Raw genomic sequence first — 23964 nt, forward strand, 5'->3', positions numbered from 1 at the left:
CTCCCAGCGGGGTTCGCCCACCGCCGGGGGCGCCTCGGACGGCCGGCGAACGGGCGCGGCCCCCGACGCTCGACTGCGCACGGGGGCCACGGAGCCCGACCGCCCCGGACCGGCGGGACGGAAACGGGAACGGGAACGGGAACGGGACGGGACGGGGACGGGAACGGGACTCAGACCCGCATCGGCTGCGGGGACTCCCGGCGCCCCGCGTCCGGGCCGTCGTACTCGCGGATGACCTCGTAGCGGGTGTTGCGCTCCACCGGGCGGAAGCCGGCGTCCCGGATCAGCTCCAGCAGGTCCTCGCGGGTCAGCTTGTTCGGCGTGCCGAAGTCGTCGGCGTCATGGGTGATCTTGTACTCGACGACCGAGCCGTCCATGTCGTCGGCGCCGTGCTGGAGGGCGAGCTGGGCGGTGTGCAGGCCGTGCATCACCCAGAAGACCTTCACGTGCGGGACGTTGTCGAAGAGCAGCCGGGAGACCGCGAAGGTCTTCAGCGCCTCGGCGCCGGTGGCCATCGTGGTCCGCTCCTGGAGCCGGTTGCGGACCTTGCCGTCCTTCACGTCCACGAAGTCGTGCTGGTAGCGCAGCGGGATGAAGACCTGGAAGCCGCCGGTCTCGTCCTGGAGTTCGCGCAGCCGCAGCACGTGGTCCACCCGGTGCCGAGGCTCCTCGATGTGGCCGTACAGCATCGTGGCGGGGGTCTTCAGACCCTTCTCGTGGGCCAGCCGGTGGATGCGGGACCAGTCCTCCCAGTGGGTGCGGTGGTCCACGATGTGCTGGCGCACCTCCCAGTCGAAGATCTCCGCGCCGCCGCCGGTCAGCGACTCCAGGCCGGCGTCGATCAGCTCGTCCAGGATCTCGCTCGCGCTCAGCTTGGAGATCGTCTCGAAGTGGTGGATCTCCGTCGCGGTGAACGCCTTCAGCCCGACGTTCGGCAGGGCCTCCTTCAGCGCCCGCAGCGACCGCGGGTAGTACCGCCACGGCAGGCTGGGGTGCAGCCCGTTGACGATGTGGAGCTCGGTGAGGTTCTCCGACTCCATCTCCGTGGCGAGCTTCACCGCCTCCTCGATGCGCATCGTGTACGCGTCCTTCTCCCCCGGCTTGCGCTGGAAGGAGCAGTACGCGCACGAGGCGGTGCACACATTGGTCATGTTGAGGTGCCGGTTGACATTGAAGTGGACCACGTCACCGTTCTTGCGGGTGCGCACCTCGTGCGCGAGGCCGCCCAACCAGGCCAGGTCGTCGGACCCGTACAGCGCGATCCCGTCCTCGCGGGACAGCCGCTCGCCGGCGAGGACCTTCGCCTCCAGTTCACGCTTCAGTCCGACGTCCATGTCCTGCCGCCCTTGCCTCTCTCGTCCGACGGCCGTGCTCGCCACGGCCTCGACTCCCACCGGTTCACCGTAGCCGCGCGGGCCCTACAACTCCTCGGGGAGGTCCCCGGAACGGTTCTCCCACTTGGTGGAGAGCACGATCGTGGTGCGGGTGCGGGAGACCCCCTTGGTGCCGGACAGCCGGCGGATCGTCTTCTCCAGCCCGTCCACGTCACCGACCCGGACCTTCAGCATGAACGAGTCGTCGCCCGCGATGAACCAGCAGTCCTCGATCTCGTGGAGGTCCCGCAGCCGCTGCGCCACGTCCTCGTGGTCGGCCGCGTCGGAGAGCGAGATGCCGATCAGCGCGGTGACCCCGAGGCCCAGCGAGGCGGAGTCCACGGTCGCCCGGTAGCCGGTGATCACACCGGCCGCCTCCAGCCGGTTGATGCGGTCGGTCACGCTGGGACCGGAGAGTCCCACGAGGCGCCCCAGCTCGGCGTAGGAGGCCCTGCCGTTCTCGCGCAGGGCCTGGATGAGCTGCCTGTCCACAGCGTCCATAGGTCCAAAGCCTTTCATTATTCAGAAGTCCCGCGAGTTTACGTCTGGGATCGAAGGCGCGTGCGCCGGACACCCTACGATCTCGCCCCTTGGACGTCTGGTGGGGGATGCGCCCGCCCGGGGCGCGGAGGGGGGTCGTTCAGGCGGTGCCGGGGGCGGGACGGGCAGCGGCCCCCAGTTCCCCGTCCCAGCGCCGGTACAGCCGGTGCGGTACGCCCACCGCGTCCAGGGCCCGCCCGGCGACGAAGTCCACCAGGTCCTGGATGTGGCGGGCCCCGGCGTAGAAGGCGGGCGAGGCCGGGAGGACCACCGCACCCGCCTCGTCCAGCGCCACCAGGTGCCGGAGCGTCTGCCCGGCCAGCGGGGTCTCGCGCACCGCGACCACCAGCGGCCGGCCCTCCTTCAGGGTGACGCTCGCGGTCCGCTGGAGCAGGTCCTTGGAGAGCCCCAGGGCCACCCCCGCCACGCACGCCGTGGACGCCGGCACCACGATCATGCCGCGGGCCGGGTACGAGCCCGAGGACGGACCGGCCGCGAGGTCCCCGGCCGCCCAGTACCGCACGTCGTCCAGGGGCGGCGGCGCGAAGGCGTCGGGGCTGCCGTCCGCACCGCGCGCCAACCACCGGGTGAGGTCGTCGCGCCAGTGGGCGTCCCGGAAGGAGATGCCCGTCTCGTCGAGCAGGGTCAGCCGCGAGGCCCGCGACACCACGAGGTCGACGCTCTCGCCCGCCGCGAGCAGCGCCCGCAGCACGGACGCCGCGTACGGCGTGCCCGACGCGCCCGACACCCCCACGATCCAGGGGCGCCGGCGGCTCTTCTCTGGCTGCTCCACACCGTCGAGCCTATCCGGCGGCCCTCCGGCCGCCCGCGCCCGGTGGGCTCACGCCGCGGGAACCGGGAACGCACGGCCCGCCCGGGGCGTTGCACGTGCACGGACGCGCCCGGCGGGGCAGCCTCCGAGGGACCGCGCACCGGGGGACGGCACGACGGTCCACGGGGGCCGAGCGGCCGAACGACGACCGGAAAGCACGGGGAGGAGTCGTACGCATGGCCGTCGACACGCCCAAGACCGAACCGGCGTACGCCGGTGCACTGCCCGCCGCCAAGCTGATGCTGTGGTGGGTGGCCTTCCTCTGGGTGCTGGAGGCCGTGGACACGGCCCTCGGCCACTCCCTGGACTCCTACGGCATCACCCCGCGGATCGGGGGCGAACTGCGGGACGTGGTCCCGGCGGCGTTCCTGCACGCCGGCTGGGACCACCTCGCCTCGAACACGGTCCCGCTGCTGGTCCTCGGCTTCCTCACCGCCGCCGCGGGGCTGCGCACCTTCCTCGGGGTGGTCCTGACGATCATCGTGGTCAGCGGGCTGGGGGTGTGGCTGGCCTCCCCGCCGAACACGGTCACCCTCGGCGCCTCGGGCGTGGTCTTCGGCCTGCTGGGCTACCTGCTGGTGCGCGGGCTGGTCGACCGCCGGCTGTGGGACCTGGCGATCGGCGTGGTGGTCGCGGTGCTGTACGGCTCGCTGCTGTGGGGCGTGCTGCCCACCGACTCCGGGGTCAGCTGGCAGGGCCACCTGCTCGGGCTGGTCGGCGGCGTCCTCGCGGCCTTCCTCTTCCGCCGCAGCCGTGCCGCCTGACCCCTCCCCTCCTACGGGGTGAGCCCGCGCACCACCAGGTCGAGCAGGGCGAAGCCGAAGAGGGCGATGCCGATGATCCCGTTGACCGTGAAGAAGGCGCGGTTCAGCCGGGACAGGTCGTGCGGGCGGACCACCCGGTGCTCGTAGCCGAAGGCGACCACGACCAGCAGCAGGCCCAGCCAGAGGAAGGGGCCGCCGTCGACGAGGACCGCGTACCAGGCGAACAGGGCCGTGGTCACCGCGTGGCAGACCCGGGCGCCCCAGAGCGCGGCGGGCACCCCGAAGCGGGCCGGGAAGGACAGCACGCCCTGCTCCCGGTCCGACTCCACGTCCTGGCAGGCGTAGATCAGGTCGAAGCCGCCGATCCAGATGCCGACGGCCAGGCCCAGCACCACCGCGTCCCAGGACCAGGCCCCGGTGACGGCGAGCCAGGCGCCGATCGGGCCCATCGCCTGCGCCAGGCCCAGGATGGCGTGCGGGAAGTGGGTGAACCGCTTGCCGTACGGGTACACCACCATCGGCACCACGGCGACCGGGGCCAGCGCCAGGCAGAGCGGGTTGAGCAGGGCCGCCGCGCCGAGGAACACCACCAGCGCGACGGCCGCACCGGTCCACGCGGAGCGCACCGACACCGCGCCGGTCACCAGTTCGCGGCCGGCGGTGCGCGGATTGCGGGCGTCGACCTCGCGGTCGATGATCCGGTTGGCGGCCATCGCGAAGGTCCGCAGCCCCACCATCGCCAGCGTGATCAGCAGCAGCGTCAGCCACTGCACGCCCCCGCCCTGCTGGAACATCGCGGTCAGCGCCGCCATGTACGCGAACGGCAGCGCGAAGACCGAGTGCTCGATCATCACCAGCCGCAGGAACGCCCGGACCCGACCGACCTCCGCGGGCCCGCGCCCGTCGAGGACGCCTCCGGCCGCCGACATCAGCGGTCCCCGCCCGGGCGGGGGGTGCGCACGGGGGTGCTCACAGCCCGTACTCCTTCCAACGGCGGTCGACCTTGGCCGCGGTCTCCGGATCGGAGGAGACCATCTCCGGCCAACCGCCGTCGCGGGTGTACCCCTCCTCGGGGAGCTTGCGGGTGGCGTCCAGCCCCAGCTTGCCGCCCCAGAACTTCTGGTAGGAGGCGTGGTCGAGGTGGTCGACGGGGCCCTCCACCAGGCTGATGTCCCGGGAGTAGTCGACGTTGCCCAGCGCCCGCCAGGCGACCTGTTCCAGGTCGTGGACGTCGCAGTCGGCGTCGACCACCACGATCAGCTTGGTCAGCGACATCATGTGGGCGCCCCAGATGGCGTGCATGACCTTCTGCGCGTGCTTCGGGTACTTCTTGTCGATCGCGACGATCGCGCAGTTGTGGAAGACGCCCGCCTCCGGCAGGTGGTAGTCCACGATGTCCGGCACGACGATCTTCAGCAGCGGCAGGAAGAACCGTTCGGTGGCCCGGCCCAGCGGACCGTCCTCGGTCGGCGGGCGGCCCACCACGATCGACTGGAGCAACGGGCGCTTGCGCATGGTGACGCAGTCGATGGTGAGCGCCGGGAAGTCCTCCTGCGGGGTGTAGAACCCGGTGTGGTCGCCGAAGGGGCCCTCCGGCAGCATCCGGCCCGGCTCCAGCCAGCCCTCCAGCACCACCTCCGCCTGCGCGGGCACCTGGAGCGGCACCGTCTTGCAGTCGACCATCTCCACCCGCTTGCCCTGGAGGAACCCGGCCAACAGGTACTCGTCGATGTCGCCGGGCAGCGGCGCCGAGGAGGCGTACGTCACGGCCGGCGGACAGCCGAAGGCAATGGCCACCGGCAGCCGTTCGCCGCGCCGGGCGGCCACCTGGTAGTGGTTGCGGCTGTCCTTGTGGATCTGCCAGTGCATGCCGATGGTGCGCTTATCGTGCCGCTGGAGCCGGTACAGGCCCAGGTTGCGCACCCCGCTCTCGGGGTCCTTGGTGTGGGTGAGGCCCAGGTTGAAGAAGGAGCCGCCGTCCTTCGGCCAGGTGAACAGGGCCGGCAGGGCGTCGAGGTCCACCTCGTCGCCGTGCAGCACGACCTCCTGGACGGGCCCCTCCTTGACCTTCCGCGGCGGCACGTGGGTCATCGCGCCCAGCTTGCCGAACGCCTCCCGCACCCCGACGAACCCGTTGGGCAGCTCGGGCTTCAGCAGCCCGCCGATCTTCTCGGTGATCTCCGTGTACGACTTCAGCCCCAGGGCCTTCAGCAGCCGGCGGTCCGTCCCGAAGACGTTCATCGCCAGCGGCATCGACGAGCCCTTGACGTTCTCGAAGAGCAGGGCCGGACCCTGGGCCTTCTGCACCCGGTCGACGATCTCGCCGACCTCCAGGTACGGATCGACCTCCGCCTTGATCCTCTTGAGATCGCCTTCGCGTTCGAGCGCCCTGAGCAGAGACCGGAGATCGTCGTAAGCCATGCTGTCCAGTATCCGGTACCGGTTACCCTGGCCCCGTCACCGGGGCCGCTACCACGGCTCTCCGCCGTTCGATGGGGATTTCGCCACATGCTCAGGTACCTGCCGTTCCTCCTCGTCCTGGCGCTGTGGATCTACGCGTTCATCGACTGCCTGAACACGCCGGAGGAGGAGGTCAAGCACCTCCCCAAGGTGGTCTGGGTGATCATCGTGCTGCTCTTCGGTCAGGTGCTCATCGGCCCGATCGCCTGGTTCGCGGCGGGCAAGGTCCGCAAGGGCGCGGGCGCCGGCGGCGGCCCGGGGCTGCGGGGGCGCGGAAGCCGCCCGCAGTGGGTGGCGCCCGACGACAACCCCGAGTTCCTCAAGTCCCTCGGCGAGGAGAACCGCCGCAGGGAAGCCCAGGCCCCCCGTGAGGAAGACACCGACGAAGGCACTCAGGACCCGGACGGCGACGCCCCCGGCAAGGGCAAGTAGTCACGCGGCCCCGGCGGGGCCGGACGGGGGTTCGGGGCCGCTCGCATCGGCTCCGAGCCCCCTTCCGACCGGCCGCCGGGGGACTCCCCTCAGGGGTCAGGGGCGCTGCTCCACCTTGTCGACGACCTCCCGGTCGAGGACCGCGGCGGTGCCCGTCACGTCGCCCTCCTCCAGCCCGTCCTCCGTCTCGCGGGTGGCCACCACGCGCTCGCCCAGGTACTCGAAGGTCTTCGGGTTGAAGATCAGCTGGGTCTGGAGGCCGTGCTCGTCCTCCCGGCTCACCGCGACGCCGGTGCGGCCCGCGGCGTCCTTGACGTCCTTGACCACCTCGACGGCCGGCAGCTTGGCGGCGGCCCGGTAGAGCGCGGCGCCCTGCGCCGGCGGCACCAGGGACTCGCGCACCAGGTCGCCGAAGGTGATGAACGCCTGGTGGTCCTTCTGGTTGTCGCCCTGCCGGTTCTTGTAGAGCCACTTCAGCATGGCGTCGGGGTCGGTCGGCAGGGTCGTCAGGTTGCGGTAGCTGGTGTTGGTGGCGAGGCCCGGCTTCTCGGCCTCCAGCTCGGTGCGGCCGTTGCGGTTCTCCTCGACGAGCAGCCCGGGACGCTTGCCGTCGACCGCGAACCACACCTCGCGGTCGTGCACCGGGTCCAGCTCGGGCTTCGAGGGCTTCTGGTCCGAGGCGGTGAGCTGCTGCGAGGAGTAGGCCACCCGGCTCTTGACGTACACGTACTGGTCGTCGCGGATCTCCGGGGCGTCCCGCTTGGCGGTCGCCAGGGCGATGTCCTCCAGCAGCGCCACCGCCTCGTCGGAGGTGTGCTTCACCGCGGTGTTCTGCTCGGCGCCGGAGGGCAGCGCCACCAGCACCCCACCGGCGACGGCGGCGGCTGCCGCACCGACCAGCACCGGTCGCAGCCAGGGGCGGCGGGCACGGGCGGTGCGCTCGGCGCGCGGGGTTTCCTGCCGGATCTCGGTCATCAGATGCTCCTTGAGGAGTCGGTGACGGCCCGGCGGAAGGTCCTTCTCGGGAAGTTCGCTCATCGGTTCCCCTCCTGGGTGGGCCCGGCCGCGGAGACGCGGCCACCTCTCATCTGTCCGTGGCGCACGAGGGGTTCCCGCGGTGCGGGAACCTCCGCGCCGACCTCGCCGACCGCCGCGGCGAGCTTCTTGCGGGCCCGCGACAGCCGGGACCGCACGGTCCCCACCGGCACCCCGAGGGCGGCAGCGGCGGAGGCGTAGTCGAGGCCCGACCACACGCACAGCGCCAGCACCTCCCGTTCCGCGCGGCGCAGCTTGGCGAGGGCGGCCCGCACCAGCGCCAGTTGCCGGGCGTCGTCGATGCGGTCGGCCAGCTCGTCGGCGAAGTCGGGCACCGCCTCGGCGCGCGGCAGCCGGGCGACGGCCGCCGCGTGCCGGCGGGCGGTGCGCCGGGTGTTGCGGGTGACGTTGGTGGCGACGCCCAGCAGCCAGGGCCGCAGGGAGCCGCCTTCGGGGTCGATCTTGGAGCGCAGTCGCCAAGCCTCCAGGAAGGTCAGTGAGACGACGTCCTCGGCCGAGGCCCAGTTGCCCGTCAGCCGGAATCCGTGGTTGTAGACGGAGCGGGCGTACGCGTCGAAGAGTTCGCCGAAGGCATCGGCGTCCCCCTCCCGCACGCGGGCCCGCAGCCGCCGCGTGTTGGTGTCCACGTCCCCTCACCTGTCCGGGCGCCGGCCCCGGGTTCCCGCACGGACGGGGCCGTGCCCCGTGAGCTGGGTCACGGGTTCCGAACTGGCGGCCCCACGCGACGGAAGGCGCCCCCCGTGGCGGGGACGCCTTCCGTACCGTTCCCGGTGGGTTACGCCGACCCGTCCTCCCGGCGGAGGCCCGCGACGAACGCGGACCAGGCCCCGGAGCCGAGCGAGAGCATCGGGCCGGTGCGCCACTTGGTGTCGCGCACGGCCACCTCGGTCGCCTCACCGGTGGGGTGGCGGGAGCACCGGGCCTCCACACAGTTCTCGTCCGGCATCGAGTATGACGACACGGCCCACGTCTCAGTGATCATGATTCCTTGTAGCCCTTCGCTGCATCGGCCAAGGCTTGACGGGTCGCGTCCTCATCAAGCGCAGCTGACAGGATTCCCTCGAACGCCTCCTCATACTGCCGCACCTCGAACGGCTTGTCGTGGTACCAGCTACCGGCGAAGCTCTCCACGAACACCGTGGTTGGCTCGTGGATCGCGCCGCCGGGGGTCGCCGGAAACCGCAGGATGACGAAGTTGCCGCTGTAGAGCCCCGGGTGGGGACCCGCTCCCAGCGGGATCATCCGCACCGAGATGCCGGGCAGTCGGGAGACGTAGACGATGTGGGCCAACTGCGTCGCCATCATGTCCGGCCCGCCCATGGGGGTCCGGACCGCCGTCTCGGACAGCACGACGGAGAAGGCGAACGGGGGCAGTCGGCGCGTGAGGATCGCCTGCCGCGTCAGACGGAAGGCGACACGTCGTTCGACCTCTTCGGTGGGCAGCTCCGGGCGGTGCGACCGGATGACGGCCGCCGTGTAGTCAGCGGTCTGGAACAGCCCGGGGATGAGGGAGTCCTCGTAGGTGGAGATGTGATCGGCGCTCTGCTCCATCCCCGCGTAGACCGCGGTGACGCCAGGCACTTTGCTGCTCTGCCACCACGCCGCCGCGCGACTCTCCCGGGTCAGGGCGACCAGCGCCTCCATCACCTCCGGGGTCGCGCCGTAGAACCCGCACAGGACTTCCACGTCGGGTGTTTTCATCGGGGTCTGTCCGGTCTCCATCCGCCAGACGGTGACCTCGGCCTTGTCGATCCGTTTCGCCGCCGCCCGCAGGGTGATTCCGGCTGCCTCCCGTAGCGCTCTGAGGTTCCGCCCCACCTGGCGCTGCGGTACCGACGATCCCCGCATCCCGCGCCCTCCTCTTCTTTCCTTGCGTTCGCCGTGAAAGGTCGGCGCCTTCTTGGTGAAAGGCCAACCCCGTCACAGCGAAAGATCGCACTCACTTTCGGTCACTTTTCCATGGCCGACAGTCACGGAGTCTTGCACGGAGTTGAGGCTCGCGGAAGGGTGAAATCACTGCACGTGAGCAGGTGTTGACCATACGCGCACGATCAAGGGAGACGAGACGCATGGACGACGACGAAGCACGCCACGTCTTCGCGGACGCCCGGCGGAAGGAGGCCGAGGAGGTCCGTCGCCTCCTGAACACCGAGGCAGCCGCGGCCGGCGTCCACGTCCGGGCCACCGTCCAGTCCGAGCCCGGCGGCAACCGCCTCTGCATCAACCCGGGTTGGCTCAGTCTCACCGAGGCGCAGACCCTCGCCCAGGCGCTGAGCGTCTACCGCGAGTCCCGGAGGGTGAGGTGAACAGCCGCCGTCATCCGGCCGGCAGCGGGGCGCCCGCCCGTCGGGGGCCTCGTGGCGGACCGGCGGGAGCGGGCAGTTCCTCGATCTGGGCTGCGGCATTCCGCACCAGCCGAACCTTCACCACCTGGTCCCGCACGGCTCTCCCGTGATCTACGTCGACCGCGACCCCGCCCGCCGTGCAGCCCCCGACGAAGTCGCGGACATCAGCCGGGTGCCTTTGCGTGACGTTCTTCCACTACGTCCCCGACGGGTTCTATCTGCCTGTTCAGCAGTACCTCGATACCAGGTCCAGCCGTCCGGAACAGGCTGCTTCGGCGGCGGCACAGCCCTCAAGACGGGCCGATTCATGGGCGGTCCTCTGGAGGGTCGCGTTGATTTTGGTGAGGGACAGGGACCACGAAACGAGATCGGTAGGGTGACGAAGTGACTACGGTACGAGACAAGAACATTGATGAGGAAGCTGCCTCGTTGCGGGCGGCCATGGTGCGAGAGCTGCGCGATCTGGGAGCGATCACCTCTGACTCCGTCGCTGGCGCGGTAGCCGCCGTGCCCCGGCATCTGTTCGCCGTGGGTGAGCCGCTGGAGGCCGCGTACGCTGCCAACCAGGCTCTGGTGATCAAGCGCGATGAGGACGGCACGGCCCTCAGCTCGCTCTCGGCCGCCCACATTCAGGCGGTGATGCTGGAACAGGCCGGGATCGAAGCCGGTATGCGAGTCCTCGAAGTCGGCTCCGGCGGCTACAACGCCGCGCTGATCGCCGAACTCGTCGGCAAGGGAGGCGCGTCGATCTCGGTAGACATTGATGCGGAGATCGTCGAGCGCGCCCGCACGTGCCTGGACGCGGCAGGGTACGAACAGGTCGAGGTAGTGCGGGCCGATGCCGTCGCCGGGGTGCCGGAGCTGGCGCCGTTCGACCGCATCATCGTCACTGCCGGGGCCTGGGACATCCCGTCGGCGTGGCTGGACCAGCTCTCCGAGCGGGGCCGGATCGTCGTCCCGCTCCGGATGCGCGGGCTCACCCGGTCGATCGCGTTCGACGGCCCCGACGGCCCCGAGGCCGAGCTGGTCAGCGACAGCTACCGTCTGTGCGGCTTCGTCCCCATGCAGGGGGCCAGCGCGTACACCGAGCGGCTCGTCCACGTCACCGAAGGACTTGCGCTGCGGGTTGATGACCAGAAGCAGGACTTCGACATCGACGCCTTGGCCGCAGCCGTCCGCTCGCCCCGGCTGGAGGTGTGGTCGGGTGCAGCCTTCGATCTGCCGGACGAGCTGGAACTGTTCCTGGCGACGAGCACGCCGGAGATGGTGATGCTCCACGGAAGCAAGGACCTGGTCGATCAGGGCCTTCTCGCGCTGTCGGTGACGCGTGGTGTGCCGGCGCTGGTCAGCGGAGGCAGCTTCGCGTACCGCACCAAGCGGCGGAACGAGGAAACCGGCGGGTTCGAAAGCGGCGTGCTCGCCCACGGGCCCGAAGCCGAACTGGTCGCGGCTCGCTACGTCGAGTTGCTGCGCCGGTGGGCGTCGGACCATCAGCGGCGCGGCGCGGCGCGCATCTCGTACCGGCCGCTGCCCGCCGGTACGGCTGAACCGTCCCAGGGGATCGTGGCGAAGCAGCTCGGAGCCGTCGCCTTCTCCTGGTCATAGACTCCCCGCCCTCCTGCGGCATCGCCACGGGGCACGGGGCATTCGCACCACCCATCTATCAGGGAGGTTGTTGTGTCCGTTCAGCAGATAGAGAACGCCGAGGTTGCTCCGCGCCCGCAGGAGGCGGGCGAGCAGGAGAGCTTCGGGGACTGGGATCTGGATGTCTCGATCGTGGAGTCCGGCCCGTCGGCCGACCGGCTCATCAGGATGACCGACGACGGCTGCGGTGTGACCTGCGAGTCCGCCTGCTCGACCACCTGCCCGTAGCGGTCCACCGAGGTACTGAACGCGGCGCCCGGCCAGCTCGGCCGGGCGCCGCCCTCCACGATGGGAGTTGGCGGTGTACGCGCACGTCGATGCCGCGCTTCTGCGGGCCGGGGCCTGGCCTCCGGATGATCTCGTTCAACAGTGGCCCGACCCTTCGGGAGACACGAATTCCTGGCGGGCGTGGCTGGGGCACACCCTTCGGATACCCGGGTTCGCGGAGGCTCTGGAGCAGGCCAGTCCGGTGCTGGCTCGCCGTGTCCGGGACATCTGCGAGGGGCGCCACCTGCCCGGCCCCGCGGCGCGGAAGGCGACGTTCGCCGTCCTGCGGTACCTGCTGCGGGCGTCCAGCAGGGCTACCCCGTTCGGTTTCTTCGCCGGGGTGGCAACGGTGCGATTAGCTGACGCGGCGGCCGTGCGTATCGGCTCTGAGCACCGTGCAGTCGTCAGACCCGACGCGGTGTGGCTGAGCACGGTGATCGAGCAGTTAGAAGCGGATGGTGATCTCCTGCCGCTGCTGACCGTCCAGACTCATACGTTGGTGGCGGAAGAGGACGGACACCTGGTGCTCGGACACCGGGGAACCGGTGGCTCGGGCGGCGCTCCGGCCCGGGTGCAGATCCGTGCCACCCCACCCGTCAGAGCGGCCTTGGGTGCTGCCCGCCGTCCCATACGGGTCGCAGACCTCGTCTCCGAGCTGACCGGCGACTTCCCCCGCGTGCCCGCCAAGGTCATCGGCAAGCTTGTGGTGGATCTGACGGCCCAGCGCTTCCTGGTCACCAACCTCCGCTCTCCGAGCACCGTGGCCCACCCGCTGGACCACCTCCTGACCGCCCTCGACATGGCGGGAGCCGAGGACAGCCCCACCGTCACGCGGCTGCGGTCGCTGACCAACGCTCTGGCCCGGACCTGCACCACCTACTCCGAGGGTGCGGGACACCGGGCCCGGCTCTCCACCCAGATGCGGGACATCGCCCCCAGTTCTGCGGCAACGCTAGGGGTCGACCTGCGCATCGACGGAGAGGCAACGGTCCCGTCCGTGGTCGCCGACGAAGCGGCACGCGCCGCAACAGCACTCGTACGGCTGGCCCGCCAACCCTTTCTCAGCCGCGCGTGGGCAAGCTGGCACGGCCGCTTCCTGGAACGCTACGGTCCCCGTGCCTTGGTGCCGGTACTGGACGCGGTGAACGGAGATACCGGCCTGGGCTTCCCGGCCGGGTTTCTCGGCGGACCGCCCATGCCAACGAACCCTCCGTTGTCCAAGCGGGACGGGAAGCTGCTCGCACTCGCCCAGAACGCGGCCCTGCGCCGTCAGCACGAGGTCGTGGTGGACGACGCCATGATCACCGATCTCGCGGTGACCACCCCCGATACCGGTGTCCAGCCGACGACAGAGCTGATCACCCGGGTCAACGCCTCCAGCATCAAGACCCTCACGGACGGGGAGTTCACACTCGCGGTCACCGGAGTATCCCGGACAGCCGGGACGGTGACGGGACGGTTCCTCCACCTCCTCGACGCCGACGACCGCGACCGGATGACGAAGGCGTACGCGACCGCGGCGACCGCGACCGACGGTGCCCTGTCCGTACAGATCTCCGCGGCCCCGCTCCACTCGTCCACCGAGAACGTCTCCCGCGTACCGATGGTGATGCCCGCGGTCCTCGCCCTGGGCGAGTGCAGCAACCACGACGGTGAACAGGTACTCGTGGACGACATTGCGGTGACCGCCGATGTCCACCGCCTCTATCTGGTCTCGCGGTCCCGGCGCCGCCCCCTGGAATTCGTGACGCTCAATGCGGTCGAACCGGTGCACCGTACGCATCCGCTGGTTCGGTTCCTGACCGAGGCTACCCATGCGATGAGCACACCGTGCGCGGTCTTCGACTGGGGCGCCGCGACGACGCTGCCGTTCCTCCCCGCAGTGCGCTATGGCCGCACAGTCCTGTCCCCGGCCCGGTGGCTGCTCACGGCCGCCGACCTCGCCGCCCACGAGAGCGACCAACCGCAGTGGGACATTTCCCTGACCGAGTGGCGGGATCAGGTCGCCGCTCCGAGCACGGTGTACGTCGGCGACGGTGACCAGCGCCTCCGACTCGACCTGAACGAACCCGCGCACCGAGTGCTACTCCGCGCGCAAATGCAGGGTTCCGGCACCGCTGTGCTGCGCGCGGTGGCGGCGCCGGATGCAGGATGGATCGGCGGCCGGCCCCACGAACTGGTCGTCCCCCTTACTCGTACCGGACGAGGGGAAAGGGCACCGTGGTGGCTGGGAGGTGAACCGGGCCCAGGGAACAGGGACGGTCATCTTCCCGGCTGTGGCGGCCGGTTCTTCGTCAAGCTCTACGCCCGTCCCGAACGCCACGGCGGCATCCTGCGTCGGCTGCCCGAACTGTTCACAGAAATCGGGGGCACACCGCGGTGGTGGTTCCTGCCCTACCACGACCCCGACGAACACGTGCGGCTCCGCCTCGTCGTGCCAGCCGACCGTGCCGCCGACGCCCCGGAGGCGATCGGCGGCTGGACCCGCGAACTGCGCCAGGTCGGGCTGCTCTCCCGGGCACAGTGGGACACCGACTTTCCCGAGACCGCCCGCTTCGGCGGTACCACGGCGCTCGACGCCGCCGAGGCGTTCTTCGCGGCGGACTCCGAGGCCGTCATCGCACAGATCGAGTCCGGCACGGCGAGCGGTGGCCCCTCGCCCCAGGCCCTGACCGCTGCCAGCATGCTCGACCTCACCATCGGCATGGTCGGGAGCCCCGCCGACGCGATGGCCTGGCTGATCAGCCACACCCACACCACCAGCACCCCGCCCGCCCGCAGTGTGTACGAGCAAGCAGTCACCCTCAGCAACCCGTACGACCAAAGCGCCCTGGCCCGGCAGCCCGAAGGTGGGCGAATCGCTGCCCTCTGGGCCCGGCGGCGCACGGCCCTGACCCACTACAGGGCCGCGCTCGCTCGGGCAGGCATGGCCGATGCGACCGTATTCCTGCCCGAGCTGCTGCACCTGCACCACACCCGCGCCGCCGGGATCGACCTCACCGCCGAGGGTCGGTGCCTGCACCTCGCCCGTGCCGCCGCGCTGAGCTGGACCGCCCGCGGAAGGAAGGTGTCGTGAGACCGATGTCCAAGGCGCTCGCCGCCGCAGACGACCTCGCCGCCGAGCTGGCCGACCCGCGCACGGTCGGCCCTGAGACCGGCCCGGGACGTGCATGGCCACAGTCGCTGGCCGGTGGCGCGGCGGGCATCGCCTTGCTCCACGTCGTGCGGGCCCGCACCGGGCACGGCGACTGGAACGCCGCCCGCATCTGGCTGTCCCGGGCGGCTTCCGACGACCTCACCGCCGCCCCCAACGCGGGCCTCTACCTCGGCGCCCCCGCGCTCGCCTTCGTCCTGCACACCGCCGCAGGCTCGACCGGCCGCTACCGCAACGCGCTGGAAAGGCTGGACGACGCCACCATCTCGATCACCAGGCGGCGTCTGGCTGAGGCCCACGCCCGTATCGACCGTGGCGAACGGCCCGTCATGAAGGAGTTCGACCTGATCCGCGGACTCACCGGGTTCGCCGCCTACCACCTTGCCCGCCACCCGGATCACGAGATCACCGCCGACGTGCTGGCCTACCTTGCACGGCTCACCGAACCGCTGCCGGACCGGCCCGCCCTGCCCCCGTGGTGGACCGACGTGTCCCCCGACGGCGAGCCGGCCCCGGAGTTGCCCGGAGGCCACGGCAACTTCGGGATGGCCCACGGCATCGGCGCAGCCCTGTCTGTCATGTCGCTGGCGCTCCTGCACGGCTCCGGCACACCGGAACTGGCTGAGGCCGTTGGCCGGATCTGTGCCTGGACCGACCAGTGGCGGCAGTACGGCCCGACCGGGCCTTGGTGGCCTGGGTTCATCTCGGCCGAGCAGGCGATCAGGGGGCACGTCGAAGCGGGCCTCCGGCCGCGGCCATCATGGTGCTACGGCGTGAGCGGCACTGCCCGAGCACAGCAACTCGCCGGTCTCGCAATGGGCGAACCCGCCCGCGTGCGCGACGCTGAGAAGGCGATGCTCGCCGCACTGCGCGACCCGGCCCAACTGGACCAGGTTTCCGGCATCGGCCTGTGTCACGGGACGGCCGGGCTGCTCCACGCCGCGTGGCGGATGGCCGACCAGACCGGAAACCCTGCCATCACAGCCGAACTACCGCAGATCGTGCATCGGTTGACGGCCGCACTCGACCGGCCTGACCGCGACTCCGAACTACTCGACGGCACCGCCGGCGCGGCCCTGGTGCTGCACACCGTCGGCACCGGCACCGCCTCAGCACCGTACTGGGACACCTTCCTCGCTTTGGCCTGATCCCCTGGAGACGTCATGGACACCCCCGTGTGGCAGCAGGTGAACATCGCCTTCCCCGACTGGACCCGCGCCGAGACGACTGCCCTCGCCCACCTCGTCCCGCTGATCCTCACCGCTGAGGACGAAGGCTCGGTCACCGCGTGGTTCCACATCCGCAAACGCCCCTGCTGGCGCCTCCGCTACCGGCCGTCGGCCCATGCGCCCCTGCGGATCGGCCAGGGCCTGGACGCGCTGACCGGCGCCGGGCACGTCACCGGCTGGACTCCGATCGTCTACGAACCCGAAGTCCACGCTTTCGGAGGCGCCGAAGCCATGGAGACGGCCCACCGCTTCTTCCACCATGACAGCCGTGGCCTGCTCACGTACCTCCGCAACGAGGACCAGGCCGCGGGCGGGCACCGCCGGGAGAGGTCCCTCCTCCTGTGCAGCATCCTGATGCGCGCGGCCGGCCTGGACTGGTACGAACAGGGCGACGTCTGGGCACGCGTCGCAGCCCACCGACCCCTACCCGCCGGCCAGCAGCAGAGCACAGCCCGACAGCGCGCCGCCGTACACCGGCTGATCACCGTGGACGCTGAACGCGACACCGGCGAAAACCGGCTCCTGGCCCACCCCGCGAAGTGGGCTCGCGCCTACACCACGGTCGGCCAGGAACTGAACCACCTCATGGCATCCGGAGCACTCCACCGGGGACTGCGCGAAGTCGTGGCCCACCACATCATCTTCGCGTGGAACCGGATCGGGCTGCCCTACACCGCCCAAGCCGCCCTCGCCGCCACCGCCAAAACCGTCGTCTTCGGCCCGGCCCCTACCAGTGCAACCGCCACCGCGCCCGGCTCCGCCTCGACCCCCCGCTGACCAGCCTCGGCCCACCCAACCACCGAGGGGAACCCATGGACCCGTACGGCCGCGTCGCCCAGCGATTCCCGCTCGTCGCCCGACCACGTCCCGCCTGCCTACCACTGGTCGAACGTGTCCACACGCTGTGCGACCTCGCCCAGACGGCCGCCCGGCGCGACGACCCGTCGCGGGCCTCCGCCGTCTACAACCAGTCGGCTCTTCTCGCCTCCGACGTCGGCCTCCCCACCCTCGCCCGAGATCTGTGCCGCCACCACGCCGACGCCTACCTCCACGCCGGCCCGCTCCCCAGCCGAAGCGCCATCCGAGCGCTCGAACCTGTCGTCAACCTCGCCCGCCTCCACATCCGTGCCGGCAGGGGGCACACCGCCCGACAGCACCTCCTCACCCTGTACGAAGCGGTCGGAGCGAACTCGCACGCACACATCGACAGCGTCACCGTCCCCGCACACCTCACGGCGACCGCGGAAGACCGCCGCGAAGTCCGGAACTGGCTGTGGACCGTACTCCTCGCTGACGGCGCACGAGCGCTCACGACCCAAGGCCGGTGGACTGACGCACTCACCCATGTCGAGGAACACCGCGGGGTGGGCAAACGGATGCTCGACGGCCGACAGATCTCCGTTCTCGCCGCGCTCACCGCAGACGACCCGACCCGAGCCGCCGCCCTCCTCCACCGCACCATGCCTGGCGAACCCTGGGAACAGGTCGTGACAGCGTGTCTCACCGCGCTAGGTCACCGCGCCACCCGGCAAACCGCTCACCACGATGAGGACAGGCTCGTGAGCATGTACGAAGCGCTGGAACCCGGCCCCGGCACGACCGTGTTCAACATCCGCCTGGGACTGACCGTCCTGGACATCATCGGGACCGACGCCTCCACCGCACGTCGCGTCACAGACGCGCTGTATCGCCGGACAATCAAACAGAACGACGGGTACGCCGCCCTTGAGAATCTGCAGCACCCCGGCTTCACCGCTCTCGTCACCGTAGGACAGCGAGGGGAGTGCCGAGAGATCCTGGACACGTGCGCCCTCGGGGACGGCAAGCTCCCCAGCGAGCTTCGCGCACAACTCACAGCAGCACTCCATACGAGCGACCACACGATCCGGAACAGCGTCCCGACACTCAAGGTTGGCGGGCTGCGGCTGCAACGACCGTCCGACGGCTGAACCATGCCGAGCCAAGGCGTTGTCGCTGCCGGGGAGAGACAACTGACGTGTCCGCCCGCCGAGCCCCGTCCCCCGGACCTACCCTCGCTCGAATGGAGACCACCGTGACACCCGATTCCCCCTCCACCACCCTGCGCGAGGCCCTGACGGACCGCCTGGTCGACAGCGGTCACCTGCGCAGCCCTGCTGTGATCGACGCGTTCCGCACCACCAACCGCCACGAGTTCCCTGCCCGGCGTCGACCTGGAGGCGGCGTACAAGGAGGACGCGGTGCCGATCAAGCACGACGAGGACGGAGAGATGATCTCCTGCATCTCCGCGCCCTCGATCGTCGCCACCCAGCTCGAACAACTCGGCGCGCAGCCCGGGCACACGATTTTGGAGGCCGGGGCCGCCACCGGGTACAACGCCAGTCTGCTGGGTCGGCTCGTCGCCCCGGGCGGGCACGTGTGGACCGTGGACGTGGACCGGGACCTGGTGAAGGGCGCAGAGAAGAACCTGGCTCGGGCGGGGGCCGACAACGTGACCGCTGTGCTGGGTGACGGTGCCGCAGGGCTTCCTGAGCACGCTCCGTTCGACCGCATCCAGTTCACCGTGGGCGCCGGCGATATCCCGGTGAAGCTCCTCGACCAGCTCGCCCCCGGCGGCCGGCTGGTCCTGCCGATGCGCATCCGCGGCAGCATCTTCCGCAGCTTCGCCTTCGAACGCGACGGGGACGTCTGGAAGACCGTGTCCTGCGAGATGGCGACCTTCATCCCGCTGCGCAAGGGCGTCTGCGACGACATCTACACCCGCGTGCGCATGGAGGGCGAGGGCAACGTCCACCTGGAGACCTTCAGCGAACAGGAAGTGGACCGCGACGCGATCCGCACCGTGCTCGACCAGAAGCAGTCCAAGGTCTACACCGGGGTGAAGCTCCGCCAGGGCGACCCCTTCGAGTGGATGTACCTCTACCTCGCCTTCGTACTGCCGAACGGCCTGTCCCGCTTGCCCGGCTCCCGCCCCGGTTTCACGCCGCATTTCGGCTGGGGCTCCATGGCCGCGCTCGACGGTGACTCCCTCGCCTACCTGACCATCCGGGAGGGCGAGGACGACACGGGCCGGTTCTGGGAGATCGGCGTCATCGGCCACGGCTCCCGCGCCGCCGAGCTGGCCGAACACCTCGCGGGCGCGATCCGCGACTGGGAAGAAGGCTGGGGCAACACCGCACCGGACCCCACGTTCCGCATGGCCGTCGGCGACGCCCGCCACCAGCTCACGGCCGCAGACCCACGGTTCGTCATCGACAAGACCTACAGCCGCCTCACCGTCGACTGGCCCCGCAAGGGCTGACCAGCAACTCAGCTCGGTAGTCACCATTGCAGGGCTCGACAACAAACCACTCTCCGCCCGGCATGTCCACAGCATCACGAATGCCGTCGAGAAGGCCGAAGACAAGCTCGGCCGTCTCATCTGAAGGCGAACCGCCCCGAGTGAAGTGGAGACTCGATTCGAACGGGGCCGGCCCGCATGACCTGGGTCATGCGGGCCGGCCCCGGTGGCACTGTCGGCGGGTCAGACGCCCGAGTACGAGTGCTTGCTGGTGACGAAGATGTTGACGCCGTAGTAGTTGAACAGCCAGCAGCCGAAGGCGATCAGCGCCAGGTAGGCGGCCTTGCGGCCCTTCCAGCCGGCGGTGGCCCGGGCGTGCAGGTAGCAGGCGTAGGCGACCCAGGTGATGAAGGCCCAGGTCTCCTTGGGGTCCCAGCCCCAGTAGCGGCCCCAGGAGTCACCGGCCCAGATGGCGCCGGCGATGATGGTGAACGTCCAGAGCGGGAAGACGGCCGCGTTGATCCGGTAGGCGAACTTGTCGAGGGAGGCGGAGGCGGGCAGCCGCTCCAGCACCGACCGCGCGAAGGAGCCGGGCTCCCCGCCCTTGGCGAGCTTGTTCTCGTAGGAGTCGCGGAAGAGGTACAGGACCGTCGTCACGGCGCCCAGGTAGAACACGGCGCCGCAGAGGATGGCGGTGGAGACGTGGATCCACATCCAGTACGACTGGAGGGCGGGCACCAGCTGCGCGCTGTCGGTGTACAGGACGGTGACGGCGACCCCGAGGTCCAGCAGGACGACCGTGGTCAGCGGCAGTCCGATCCAGCGCACCTTCTGCCGCGCGAGCAGGAACGCCAGGTACACCCCGGTGGCCACGCAGGAGAACGTCACGTTGAACTCGTACATGTTGCCCCAGGGGGCGCGCTGCACGGAGAGGGCGCGGGTGACCACGCCGCCCGCGTGCACCAGGAACCCGACGACGCTGAGCGCGATCGCGATCCGCCCGTAGAGGTCGCCCTTGTACGTGCCGCCCGCGGCGCCCGGCCCGTCCGGGACGTCCCGGGTGCCGGCGGCGACCCGGGTGACGACCTTCGGCCGCTCCAGGGTCGTGGTGGCGCCGGCGGACTTCACGGTGACGGCGGGGGCGGCGGAGCGTGCCGTGGTGGTGAGCGAGGCGGCGGTGCGGCCGACCTTGCTGCGACTGCCGAAGATCCACTCGGCGATGTAGGTGAGGAAGGCCAGGGTGTAGACGGCCATCGCCGAGTACACCAGCACGTTGCTGGTGCTGGCGAGGTCGTGGTTGGTCGCGGCGAGGATCACGGGTTGGCCCCTTCGGCAGGATCGGCGGGGGAGGTGGCGGAGGCGTCGGCTGGGGGGTCGGTGCGTTCGGGGGCGGTGGGCGCGCGGTCGTGCAGCGCCCCGGTGAGTTCGGCGAGTTCCTCGGGGACCTTCGCGGACTCGCTGCGACCGAGCCCGGCCAGTTCCACCACGGTCACCCCGTCCGGGCCGGTGGCGGCCCGCACCCAGACCCGGCGGCGCTGGATGAACAGCGAGCCGGCGAGGCCGACGATCGCGGCGATGGAGCCGCCGAGGGCCCAGCCGCTGCCGGGCTCCCGGGTGATCTGGAACCCGGCCCACTCCTGGATCTCCTCCTCGAAGGTGATCGAGCCGGCGCCGCCGGGGAGCTTCATGGTCTCGCCGGGCCGCAGCATCTGCTTGAACAACTCGCCGTTCTCGTCCTTGAACTCCTTCATCTTCTTCTTGTTCAGCTGGTAGACGCTCTGCGGGATGCCCGAGTCGACGCCGAGGGAACCGTGGTAGGCGGAGAGGGCCATCACCGGGTAGTCCAGGGCCGGGAACTGGGAGACCATCTGGCCCATGCCGGCGCCCGCGAAGGTCGGCACGAAGAAGGCGTTGAAGCCGAGCTGCTCCTTGTCGCCCTTCTTGTTCACGTAGCCGTCCATCACCTTGATCGCGCCGGAGGAGGTGACGTTGGCGTCCAGCGGCAGCAGCGGCACCGGCTCCCGGAAGACGACCTTGCCCTTCGGGTCGCGCACCGTGACCACGGGCGCGTAGCCGTGGCTGACCAGGTACACCTTGGCGCCGTCGATCTCCAGCGGCTTGTTGACCTTGATGGTCGCCTTCTTCTCGGGCCCGTCGGCGCCCTCGCTGTAGACCACGTCGGCCTTGAAGGTGGTCGGGGTGCCGCGGGTGGGGCCGGTGCGCTCGTAGGTGCCCTCGAACTTCTCGAACCGGAAGCTGAAGGGCGTCAGGTCGTCCGGGACGAAGAGGTTGCCGGACTTGAAGTCGTCGTAGTGCAGGATCGTGTTGGAGAACCCGCCGCCCGGCACGATCAGCTTGTTGCCCTCGTAGCGCAGCAGCTGGCCGGCGCCGAAGGCCACCAGCATCACGATCAGCGACACGTGGAAGACCAGGTTGCCGGCCTCGCGCAGATAGCCCTTCTCGGCGGCGACGGCGTCCCCGACGAGGTGGGCCCGGAACCGGCGCTTCTTCAGCAGCGCCAGCGCCAGCGCGCGGACCTCCTCCGGGTCGGTCTCGGTGCGCCAGGTGGCGTACGCCGGCAGCCGGGTGAGGCGCTTGGGCGCGCCCGGCGGGCGGCTGCGGAGCTGGCCGACGAACTGCCAGGTGCGCGGGACGATGCAGCCGATCAGCGAGACGAACAGCAGGATGTAGATCGCGGAGAACCACACCGAGCCGTACACGTTGAACAGGCCCACCGCGTCGTAGAAGGACGCGAGGTTCGGGCTCTCCCTGCGGAGGTCGTCGATCCGGAAGTCGTCGGTGCCGCGCTGCGGGATCAACGAGCCGGGGATGGCGGCCAGCGACAGCAGCAGGAGCAGCAGCAGCGCCACCCGCATCGAGGTCAGCTGGCGCCAGAACCAGCGGGCCCAACCGATCACCCCGAGCGCGGGGAGGTTGGGCGCCTCCTCCCGGGGGGCCGTGCTGAGCTGCGCGCCGGCGGCGTGGAGGTCGTCGCCTCCGGGCGCGTCGGGCTTGGCCTTGGTGTCACTCATCCGTTCAGATCCCCACCGTGAAGCCGTTCGACCACACCTGCATCTGCTGGATCATGAGGTTCCAGACGCCCGTCAGCATCAGCAGACCGGTCACGATCATCATTACGCCGCCGATCCGCATCACCCAGACGTAGTGCCGCTTGACCCAGTCGAAGGCGCCCATCGCCTTGCGGAAGGCCACGGCGGCGAGGACGAGGGGCAGCCCGAGTCCGAGACAGTACGCCACGGTCAGGACGGCTCCGCGGCCGGCGCTGCCCTGTTGGAGGGAGAGCGTGGTGACGGCGGACAGTGCCGGTCCCATGCAGGGCGTCCAGCCGACGCCGAACATCGCGCCCAGCAGGGGGGCGCCGGCGAGCCCGGCGGCGGGCTTGCGGTGGAAGCGGAACTCCCGCCGGGTCAGCCAGGGCATGCCGCCCATGAAGAAGAAGCCCATCAGCACCATGACGGCGCCGAGGATCCGGTTGATGACCTCCTGTTGGGCCTGGAGGTCCTGGCCGAAGTATCCGAACAGGGCCCCGCCGGAGACGAACACCGCGGTGAAGCCGAGCACGAACAGCGAGGCCCCCGCGACCATCCGGCCGCGCTTGGCCTCGGCCAGGTCGGTGCCGCCGATGCCGGTGACGTAGCTGAGGTAGCCGGGGACCAGCGGGAGCACGCAGGGCGAGAAGAAGGAGACCAGCCCGGCGAGCAGGGCGATGGGCAGGGCGAGCAGCAGGGCGCCGCTCATGACGGTCTGGTTGGGGTCCGCGATCTCCACGGCGAGGAGGGGACCCGTGGCGAAGGAGGTCACCGGGTCACTTCTTCTCCGCGAGCACGGGGTCGATCATCTTCCGCAGCTTCTCCTCGCTGAGCGGGGTGAGCGCGCGGGCGGCGACCCGGCCCTCCCGGTCGAGCACCAGCGTGGAGGGGATGGCCTGCGGGTTGAGGGTGCCCTTGGGGAAGCGGAGCATCAGCTTCCCCATCGGGTCGTACAGGCTCGGGTAGGTGACGCCGAAGCTCTCCTCGAACGCCTTCGCCGGGGCCTGGCTGGTGTCACGGGTGTTGATGCCGACGAACTCGACGCCCTGGGACTTGGTCTCCTTGGACACCTTCTGGAAGGAGGGTGCCTCCGCCCGGCAGGGCGGGCACCAGGAGCCCCAGACGTTGAGGACGACGACCTTGCCCCGGTGGTCGGCGAGGTCGAGCCGCTCGCCCTCCAGGGTCTCGCCGTCGATCTTCGGGGCGGGCCCGCGCTCGTCGGCGGCCAGGGTGGCGATGCCGTCCTTTCCGGCCACGAAGTTGGTGCCGCCGGCCCCTCCCGCGGTGCCGCCGGAGGAGCAGGCGGTGAGCAGCAGGGCGGCGGAGGCGGTGACGGCGGTGAGCGCCGCGGCCCGGCCGCGGCGCCCGCCCGTGCCTCGGACGGCGGCCCCGGAGCGACGACGGCGAACGCCCGGGAAGGGGGTGCGGGGTGCTGCGGCTGGGCTCTGCGGGGCACGGCGGACGGCACTCATGTGAAAAGTTTCGCATGCCCGATTCGGGGATCTTCCGCACCCCCCTGGAGGGGTCGAACGCCCATGTCGGACGGGGTGCGGGGAAG

24 protein-coding genes are annotated in these 23964 nt (G+C 70.5%); 11 read left to right on the forward strand and 13 right to left on the reverse strand.

The window, feature by feature from the left end:
- Nucleotides 1-170 precede the first annotated feature (170 nt).
- The 3 genes from mqnE to ABT092_RS22705 form a co-directional block, all read right to left on the reverse strand.
- Nucleotides 171-1334 (reverse strand): aminofutalosine synthase MqnE, encoded by a 1164-nt coding sequence (mqnE, locus tag ABT092_RS22695; protein WP_351246657.1) that lies wholly within the window; start codon nt 1332-1334, stop codon nt 171-173.
- Nucleotides 1335-1418: 84 nt separating this feature from the next.
- Nucleotides 1419-1874, reverse strand: a complete 456-nt coding sequence (locus ABT092_RS22700) for an Lrp/AsnC family transcriptional regulator (protein ID WP_351246659.1) — start codon at nt 1872-1874, stop codon at nt 1419-1421.
- A 139-nt stretch (nt 1875-2013) separates the two neighbouring features.
- Nucleotides 2014-2706, reverse strand: coding sequence for a UbiX family flavin prenyltransferase (locus tag ABT092_RS22705; protein ID WP_351246661.1), 693 nt, complete (start codon nt 2704-2706; stop codon nt 2014-2016).
- Between the two features lie 215 nt (nt 2707-2921).
- Between ABT092_RS22705 and ABT092_RS22710 the strand changes: the two genes are divergently transcribed.
- A complete protein-coding gene (locus tag ABT092_RS22710; RefSeq protein ID WP_351246663.1) occupies nt 2922-3509 on the forward strand; it encodes a rhomboid family intramembrane serine protease in 588 nt (195 codons plus the stop codon).
- 11 nt (nt 3510-3520) lie between these two features.
- Here the strand turns inward: ABT092_RS22710 and mqnP are convergent, their stop codons facing one another.
- Both mqnP and ABT092_RS22720 read right to left on the reverse strand, forming a co-directional pair.
- A complete protein-coding gene (mqnP, locus tag ABT092_RS22715; protein ID WP_351246666.1) occupies nt 3521-4438 on the reverse strand; it encodes a menaquinone biosynthesis prenyltransferase MqnP in 918 nt (305 codons plus the stop codon).
- A 40-nt stretch (nt 4439-4478) separates the two neighbouring features.
- Nucleotides 4479-5930 carry a menaquinone biosynthesis decarboxylase gene (locus ABT092_RS22720; protein WP_351246668.1) on the reverse strand — a complete coding sequence of 484 codons (1452 nt, stop codon included), beginning with the start codon at nt 5928-5930 and terminating at the stop codon, nt 4479-4481.
- A gap of 87 nt (nt 5931-6017) precedes the next feature.
- On the opposite strand from ABT092_RS22720, the gene ABT092_RS22725 reads away from it, so the two are divergent.
- Complete coding sequence (locus tag ABT092_RS22725; RefSeq protein WP_351246670.1) at nt 6018-6401, forward strand: PLD nuclease N-terminal domain-containing protein; 384 nt, start codon at nt 6018-6020, stop codon at nt 6399-6401.
- A gap of 96 nt (nt 6402-6497) precedes the next feature.
- Here the strand turns inward: ABT092_RS22725 and ABT092_RS22730 are convergent, their stop codons facing one another.
- The 4 genes from ABT092_RS22730 to ABT092_RS22745 all read right to left on the reverse strand — a co-directional run bounded on the left by ABT092_RS22730 (nt 6498) and on the right by ABT092_RS22745 (nt 9305).
- A complete protein-coding gene (locus tag ABT092_RS22730; RefSeq protein WP_351246672.1) occupies nt 6498-7439 on the reverse strand; it encodes a CU044_5270 family protein in 942 nt (313 codons plus the stop codon).
- Nucleotides 7436-8083, reverse strand: a complete 648-nt coding sequence (locus ABT092_RS22735; protein ID WP_351246674.1) for an RNA polymerase sigma factor — start codon at nt 8081-8083, stop codon at nt 7436-7438. Before ABT092_RS22735 ends, ABT092_RS22730 begins: the two co-directional genes overlap by 4 nt.
- A gap of 149 nt (nt 8084-8232) precedes the next feature.
- Entirely contained in the window at nt 8233-8439 is a 207-nt protein-coding gene (locus ABT092_RS22740) for a DUF397 domain-containing protein (protein WP_351246676.1), read from the reverse strand.
- Nucleotides 8436-9305, reverse strand: coding sequence for a helix-turn-helix domain-containing protein (locus ABT092_RS22745; protein WP_351246678.1), 870 nt, complete (start codon nt 9303-9305; stop codon nt 8436-8438). The genes ABT092_RS22740 and ABT092_RS22745 overlap by 4 nt, the downstream gene beginning before the upstream one ends.
- Before the next feature lie 221 nt (nt 9306-9526).
- Here ABT092_RS22745 and ABT092_RS22750 point away from each other — a divergent pair, with 221 nt between their 5' ends.
- The 9 genes from ABT092_RS22750 to fxlM (ABT092_RS22790) all read left to right on the forward strand — a co-directional run bounded on the left by ABT092_RS22750 (nt 9527) and on the right by fxlM (ABT092_RS22790) (nt 19377).
- Nucleotides 9527-9763 (forward strand): hypothetical protein, encoded by a 237-nt coding sequence (locus ABT092_RS22750; RefSeq protein WP_351246680.1) that lies wholly within the window; start codon nt 9527-9529, stop codon nt 9761-9763.
- Between the two features lie 97 nt (nt 9764-9860).
- Nucleotides 9861-10190, forward strand: coding sequence for a hypothetical protein (locus tag ABT092_RS22755; RefSeq protein ID WP_351246740.1), 330 nt, complete (start codon nt 9861-9863; stop codon nt 10188-10190).
- Nucleotides 10187-11407, forward strand: a complete 1221-nt coding sequence (gene fxlM, locus ABT092_RS22760; protein ID WP_351246682.1) for a methyltransferase, FxLD system — start codon at nt 10187-10189, stop codon at nt 11405-11407. The genes ABT092_RS22755 and fxlM (ABT092_RS22760) overlap by 4 nt, the downstream gene beginning before the upstream one ends.
- A gap of 72 nt (nt 11408-11479) precedes the next feature.
- Complete coding sequence (locus tag ABT092_RS22765; protein WP_351246684.1) at nt 11480-11674, forward strand: FxLD family lanthipeptide; 195 nt, start codon at nt 11480-11482, stop codon at nt 11672-11674.
- 241 nt (nt 11675-11915) lie between these two features.
- Nucleotides 11916-14789 carry a lantibiotic dehydratase gene (locus tag ABT092_RS22770; protein WP_351246686.1) on the forward strand — a complete coding sequence of 958 codons (2874 nt, stop codon included), beginning with the start codon at nt 11916-11918 and terminating at the stop codon, nt 14787-14789.
- 5 nt (nt 14790-14794) lie between these two features.
- The gene (locus tag ABT092_RS22775; protein ID WP_351246688.1) at nt 14795-16015 is read left to right on the forward strand and encodes a lanthionine synthetase C family protein; all 1221 of its coding nucleotides are present in this window, start codon (nt 14795-14797) and stop codon (nt 16013-16015) included.
- A 15-nt stretch (nt 16016-16030) separates the two neighbouring features.
- Entirely contained in the window at nt 16031-16873 is an 843-nt protein-coding gene (locus ABT092_RS22780) for a thiopeptide-type bacteriocin biosynthesis protein (RefSeq protein WP_351246690.1), read from the forward strand.
- Nucleotides 16874-16908: 35 nt separating this feature from the next.
- Entirely contained in the window at nt 16909-18045 is a 1137-nt protein-coding gene (locus ABT092_RS22785) for a hypothetical protein (RefSeq protein ID WP_351246692.1), read from the forward strand.
- A gap of 270 nt (nt 18046-18315) precedes the next feature.
- Nucleotides 18316-19377 carry a methyltransferase, FxLD system gene (gene fxlM / locus ABT092_RS22790; RefSeq protein WP_351246694.1) on the forward strand — a complete coding sequence of 354 codons (1062 nt, stop codon included), beginning with the start codon at nt 18316-18318 and terminating at the stop codon, nt 19375-19377.
- Between the two features lie 222 nt (nt 19378-19599).
- Here fxlM (ABT092_RS22790) and ccsB read toward each other — a convergent pair whose 3' ends face one another.
- The 4 genes from ccsB to ABT092_RS22810 form a co-directional block, all read right to left on the reverse strand.
- Nucleotides 19600-20610 (reverse strand): c-type cytochrome biogenesis protein CcsB, encoded by a 1011-nt coding sequence (ccsB, locus tag ABT092_RS22795; protein ID WP_351246742.1) that lies wholly within the window; start codon nt 20608-20610, stop codon nt 19600-19602.
- Between the two features lie 59 nt (nt 20611-20669).
- On the reverse strand, nt 20670-22388 hold the full coding sequence (gene resB / locus ABT092_RS22800) for a cytochrome c biogenesis protein ResB (RefSeq protein WP_351246696.1): 1719 nt from the start codon (nt 22386-22388) through the stop codon (nt 20670-20672).
- A gap of 4 nt (nt 22389-22392) precedes the next feature.
- Entirely contained in the window at nt 22393-23115 is a 723-nt protein-coding gene (locus tag ABT092_RS22805) for a cytochrome c biogenesis CcdA family protein (RefSeq protein ID WP_351246744.1), read from the reverse strand.
- 67 nt (nt 23116-23182) lie between these two features.
- Nucleotides 23183-23878, reverse strand: coding sequence for a TlpA family protein disulfide reductase (locus ABT092_RS22810; RefSeq protein ID WP_351246698.1), 696 nt, complete (start codon nt 23876-23878; stop codon nt 23183-23185).
- Nucleotides 23879-23964: the final 86 nt, after the last annotated feature.

Source organism: Streptomyces sp. NPDC002490, assembly GCF_040296045.1.
Classification (GTDB): domain Bacteria; phylum Actinomycetota; class Actinomycetes; order Streptomycetales; family Streptomycetaceae; genus Streptomyces.

Excerpts from the sequence above, each read along its gene's own strand:
- ABT092_RS22805 (WP_351246744.1), bottom strand. The coding sequence starts at position 23,115 with ATGAGCGGCGCCCTGCTGCTCGCCCTGCCCATCGCCCTGCTCGCCGGG.
- ABT092_RS22725 (WP_351246670.1), top strand. The coding sequence starts at position 6,018 with ATGCTCAGGTACCTGCCGTTCCTCCTCGTCCTGGCGCTGTGGATCTAC.
- ABT092_RS22730 (WP_351246672.1), bottom strand. The coding sequence starts at position 7,439 with ATGAGCGAACTTCCCGAGAAGGACCTTCCGCCGGGCCGTCACCGACTC.
- ABT092_RS22750 (WP_351246680.1), top strand. The coding sequence starts at position 9,527 with ATGGACGACGACGAAGCACGCCACGTCTTCGCGGACGCCCGGCGGAAG.
- mqnP (WP_351246666.1), bottom strand. The coding sequence starts at position 4,438 with ATGTCGGCGGCCGGAGGCGTCCTCGACGGGCGCGGGCCCGCGGAGGTC.
- ABT092_RS22780 (WP_351246690.1), top strand. The coding sequence starts at position 16,031 with ATGGACACCCCCGTGTGGCAGCAGGTGAACATCGCCTTCCCCGACTGG.
- ABT092_RS22785 (WP_351246692.1), top strand. The coding sequence starts at position 16,909 with ATGGACCCGTACGGCCGCGTCGCCCAGCGATTCCCGCTCGTCGCCCGA.
- ABT092_RS22810 (WP_351246698.1), bottom strand. The coding sequence starts at position 23,878 with ATGAGTGCCGTCCGCCGTGCCCCGCAGAGCCCAGCCGCAGCACCCCGC.
- ccsB (WP_351246742.1), bottom strand. The coding sequence starts at position 20,610 with ATGGCCGTCTACACCCTGGCCTTCCTCACCTACATCGCCGAGTGGATC.
- mqnE (WP_351246657.1), bottom strand. The coding sequence starts at position 1,334 with ATGGACGTCGGACTGAAGCGTGAACTGGAGGCGAAGGTCCTCGCCGGC.
- ABT092_RS22710 (WP_351246663.1), top strand. The coding sequence starts at position 2,922 with ATGGCCGTCGACACGCCCAAGACCGAACCGGCGTACGCCGGTGCACTG.
- resB (WP_351246696.1), bottom strand. The coding sequence starts at position 22,388 with ATGAGTGACACCAAGGCCAAGCCCGACGCGCCCGGAGGCGACGACCTC.
- ABT092_RS22740 (WP_351246676.1), bottom strand. The coding sequence starts at position 8,439 with ATGATCACTGAGACGTGGGCCGTGTCGTCATACTCGATGCCGGACGAG.
- ABT092_RS22700 (WP_351246659.1), bottom strand. The coding sequence starts at position 1,874 with ATGGACGCTGTGGACAGGCAGCTCATCCAGGCCCTGCGCGAGAACGGC.
- ABT092_RS22775 (WP_351246688.1), top strand. The coding sequence starts at position 14,795 with ATGTCCAAGGCGCTCGCCGCCGCAGACGACCTCGCCGCCGAGCTGGCC.
- ABT092_RS22720 (WP_351246668.1), bottom strand. The coding sequence starts at position 5,930 with ATGGCTTACGACGATCTCCGGTCTCTGCTCAGGGCGCTCGAACGCGAA.
- ABT092_RS22745 (WP_351246678.1), bottom strand. The coding sequence starts at position 9,305 with ATGCGGGGATCGTCGGTACCGCAGCGCCAGGTGGGGCGGAACCTCAGA.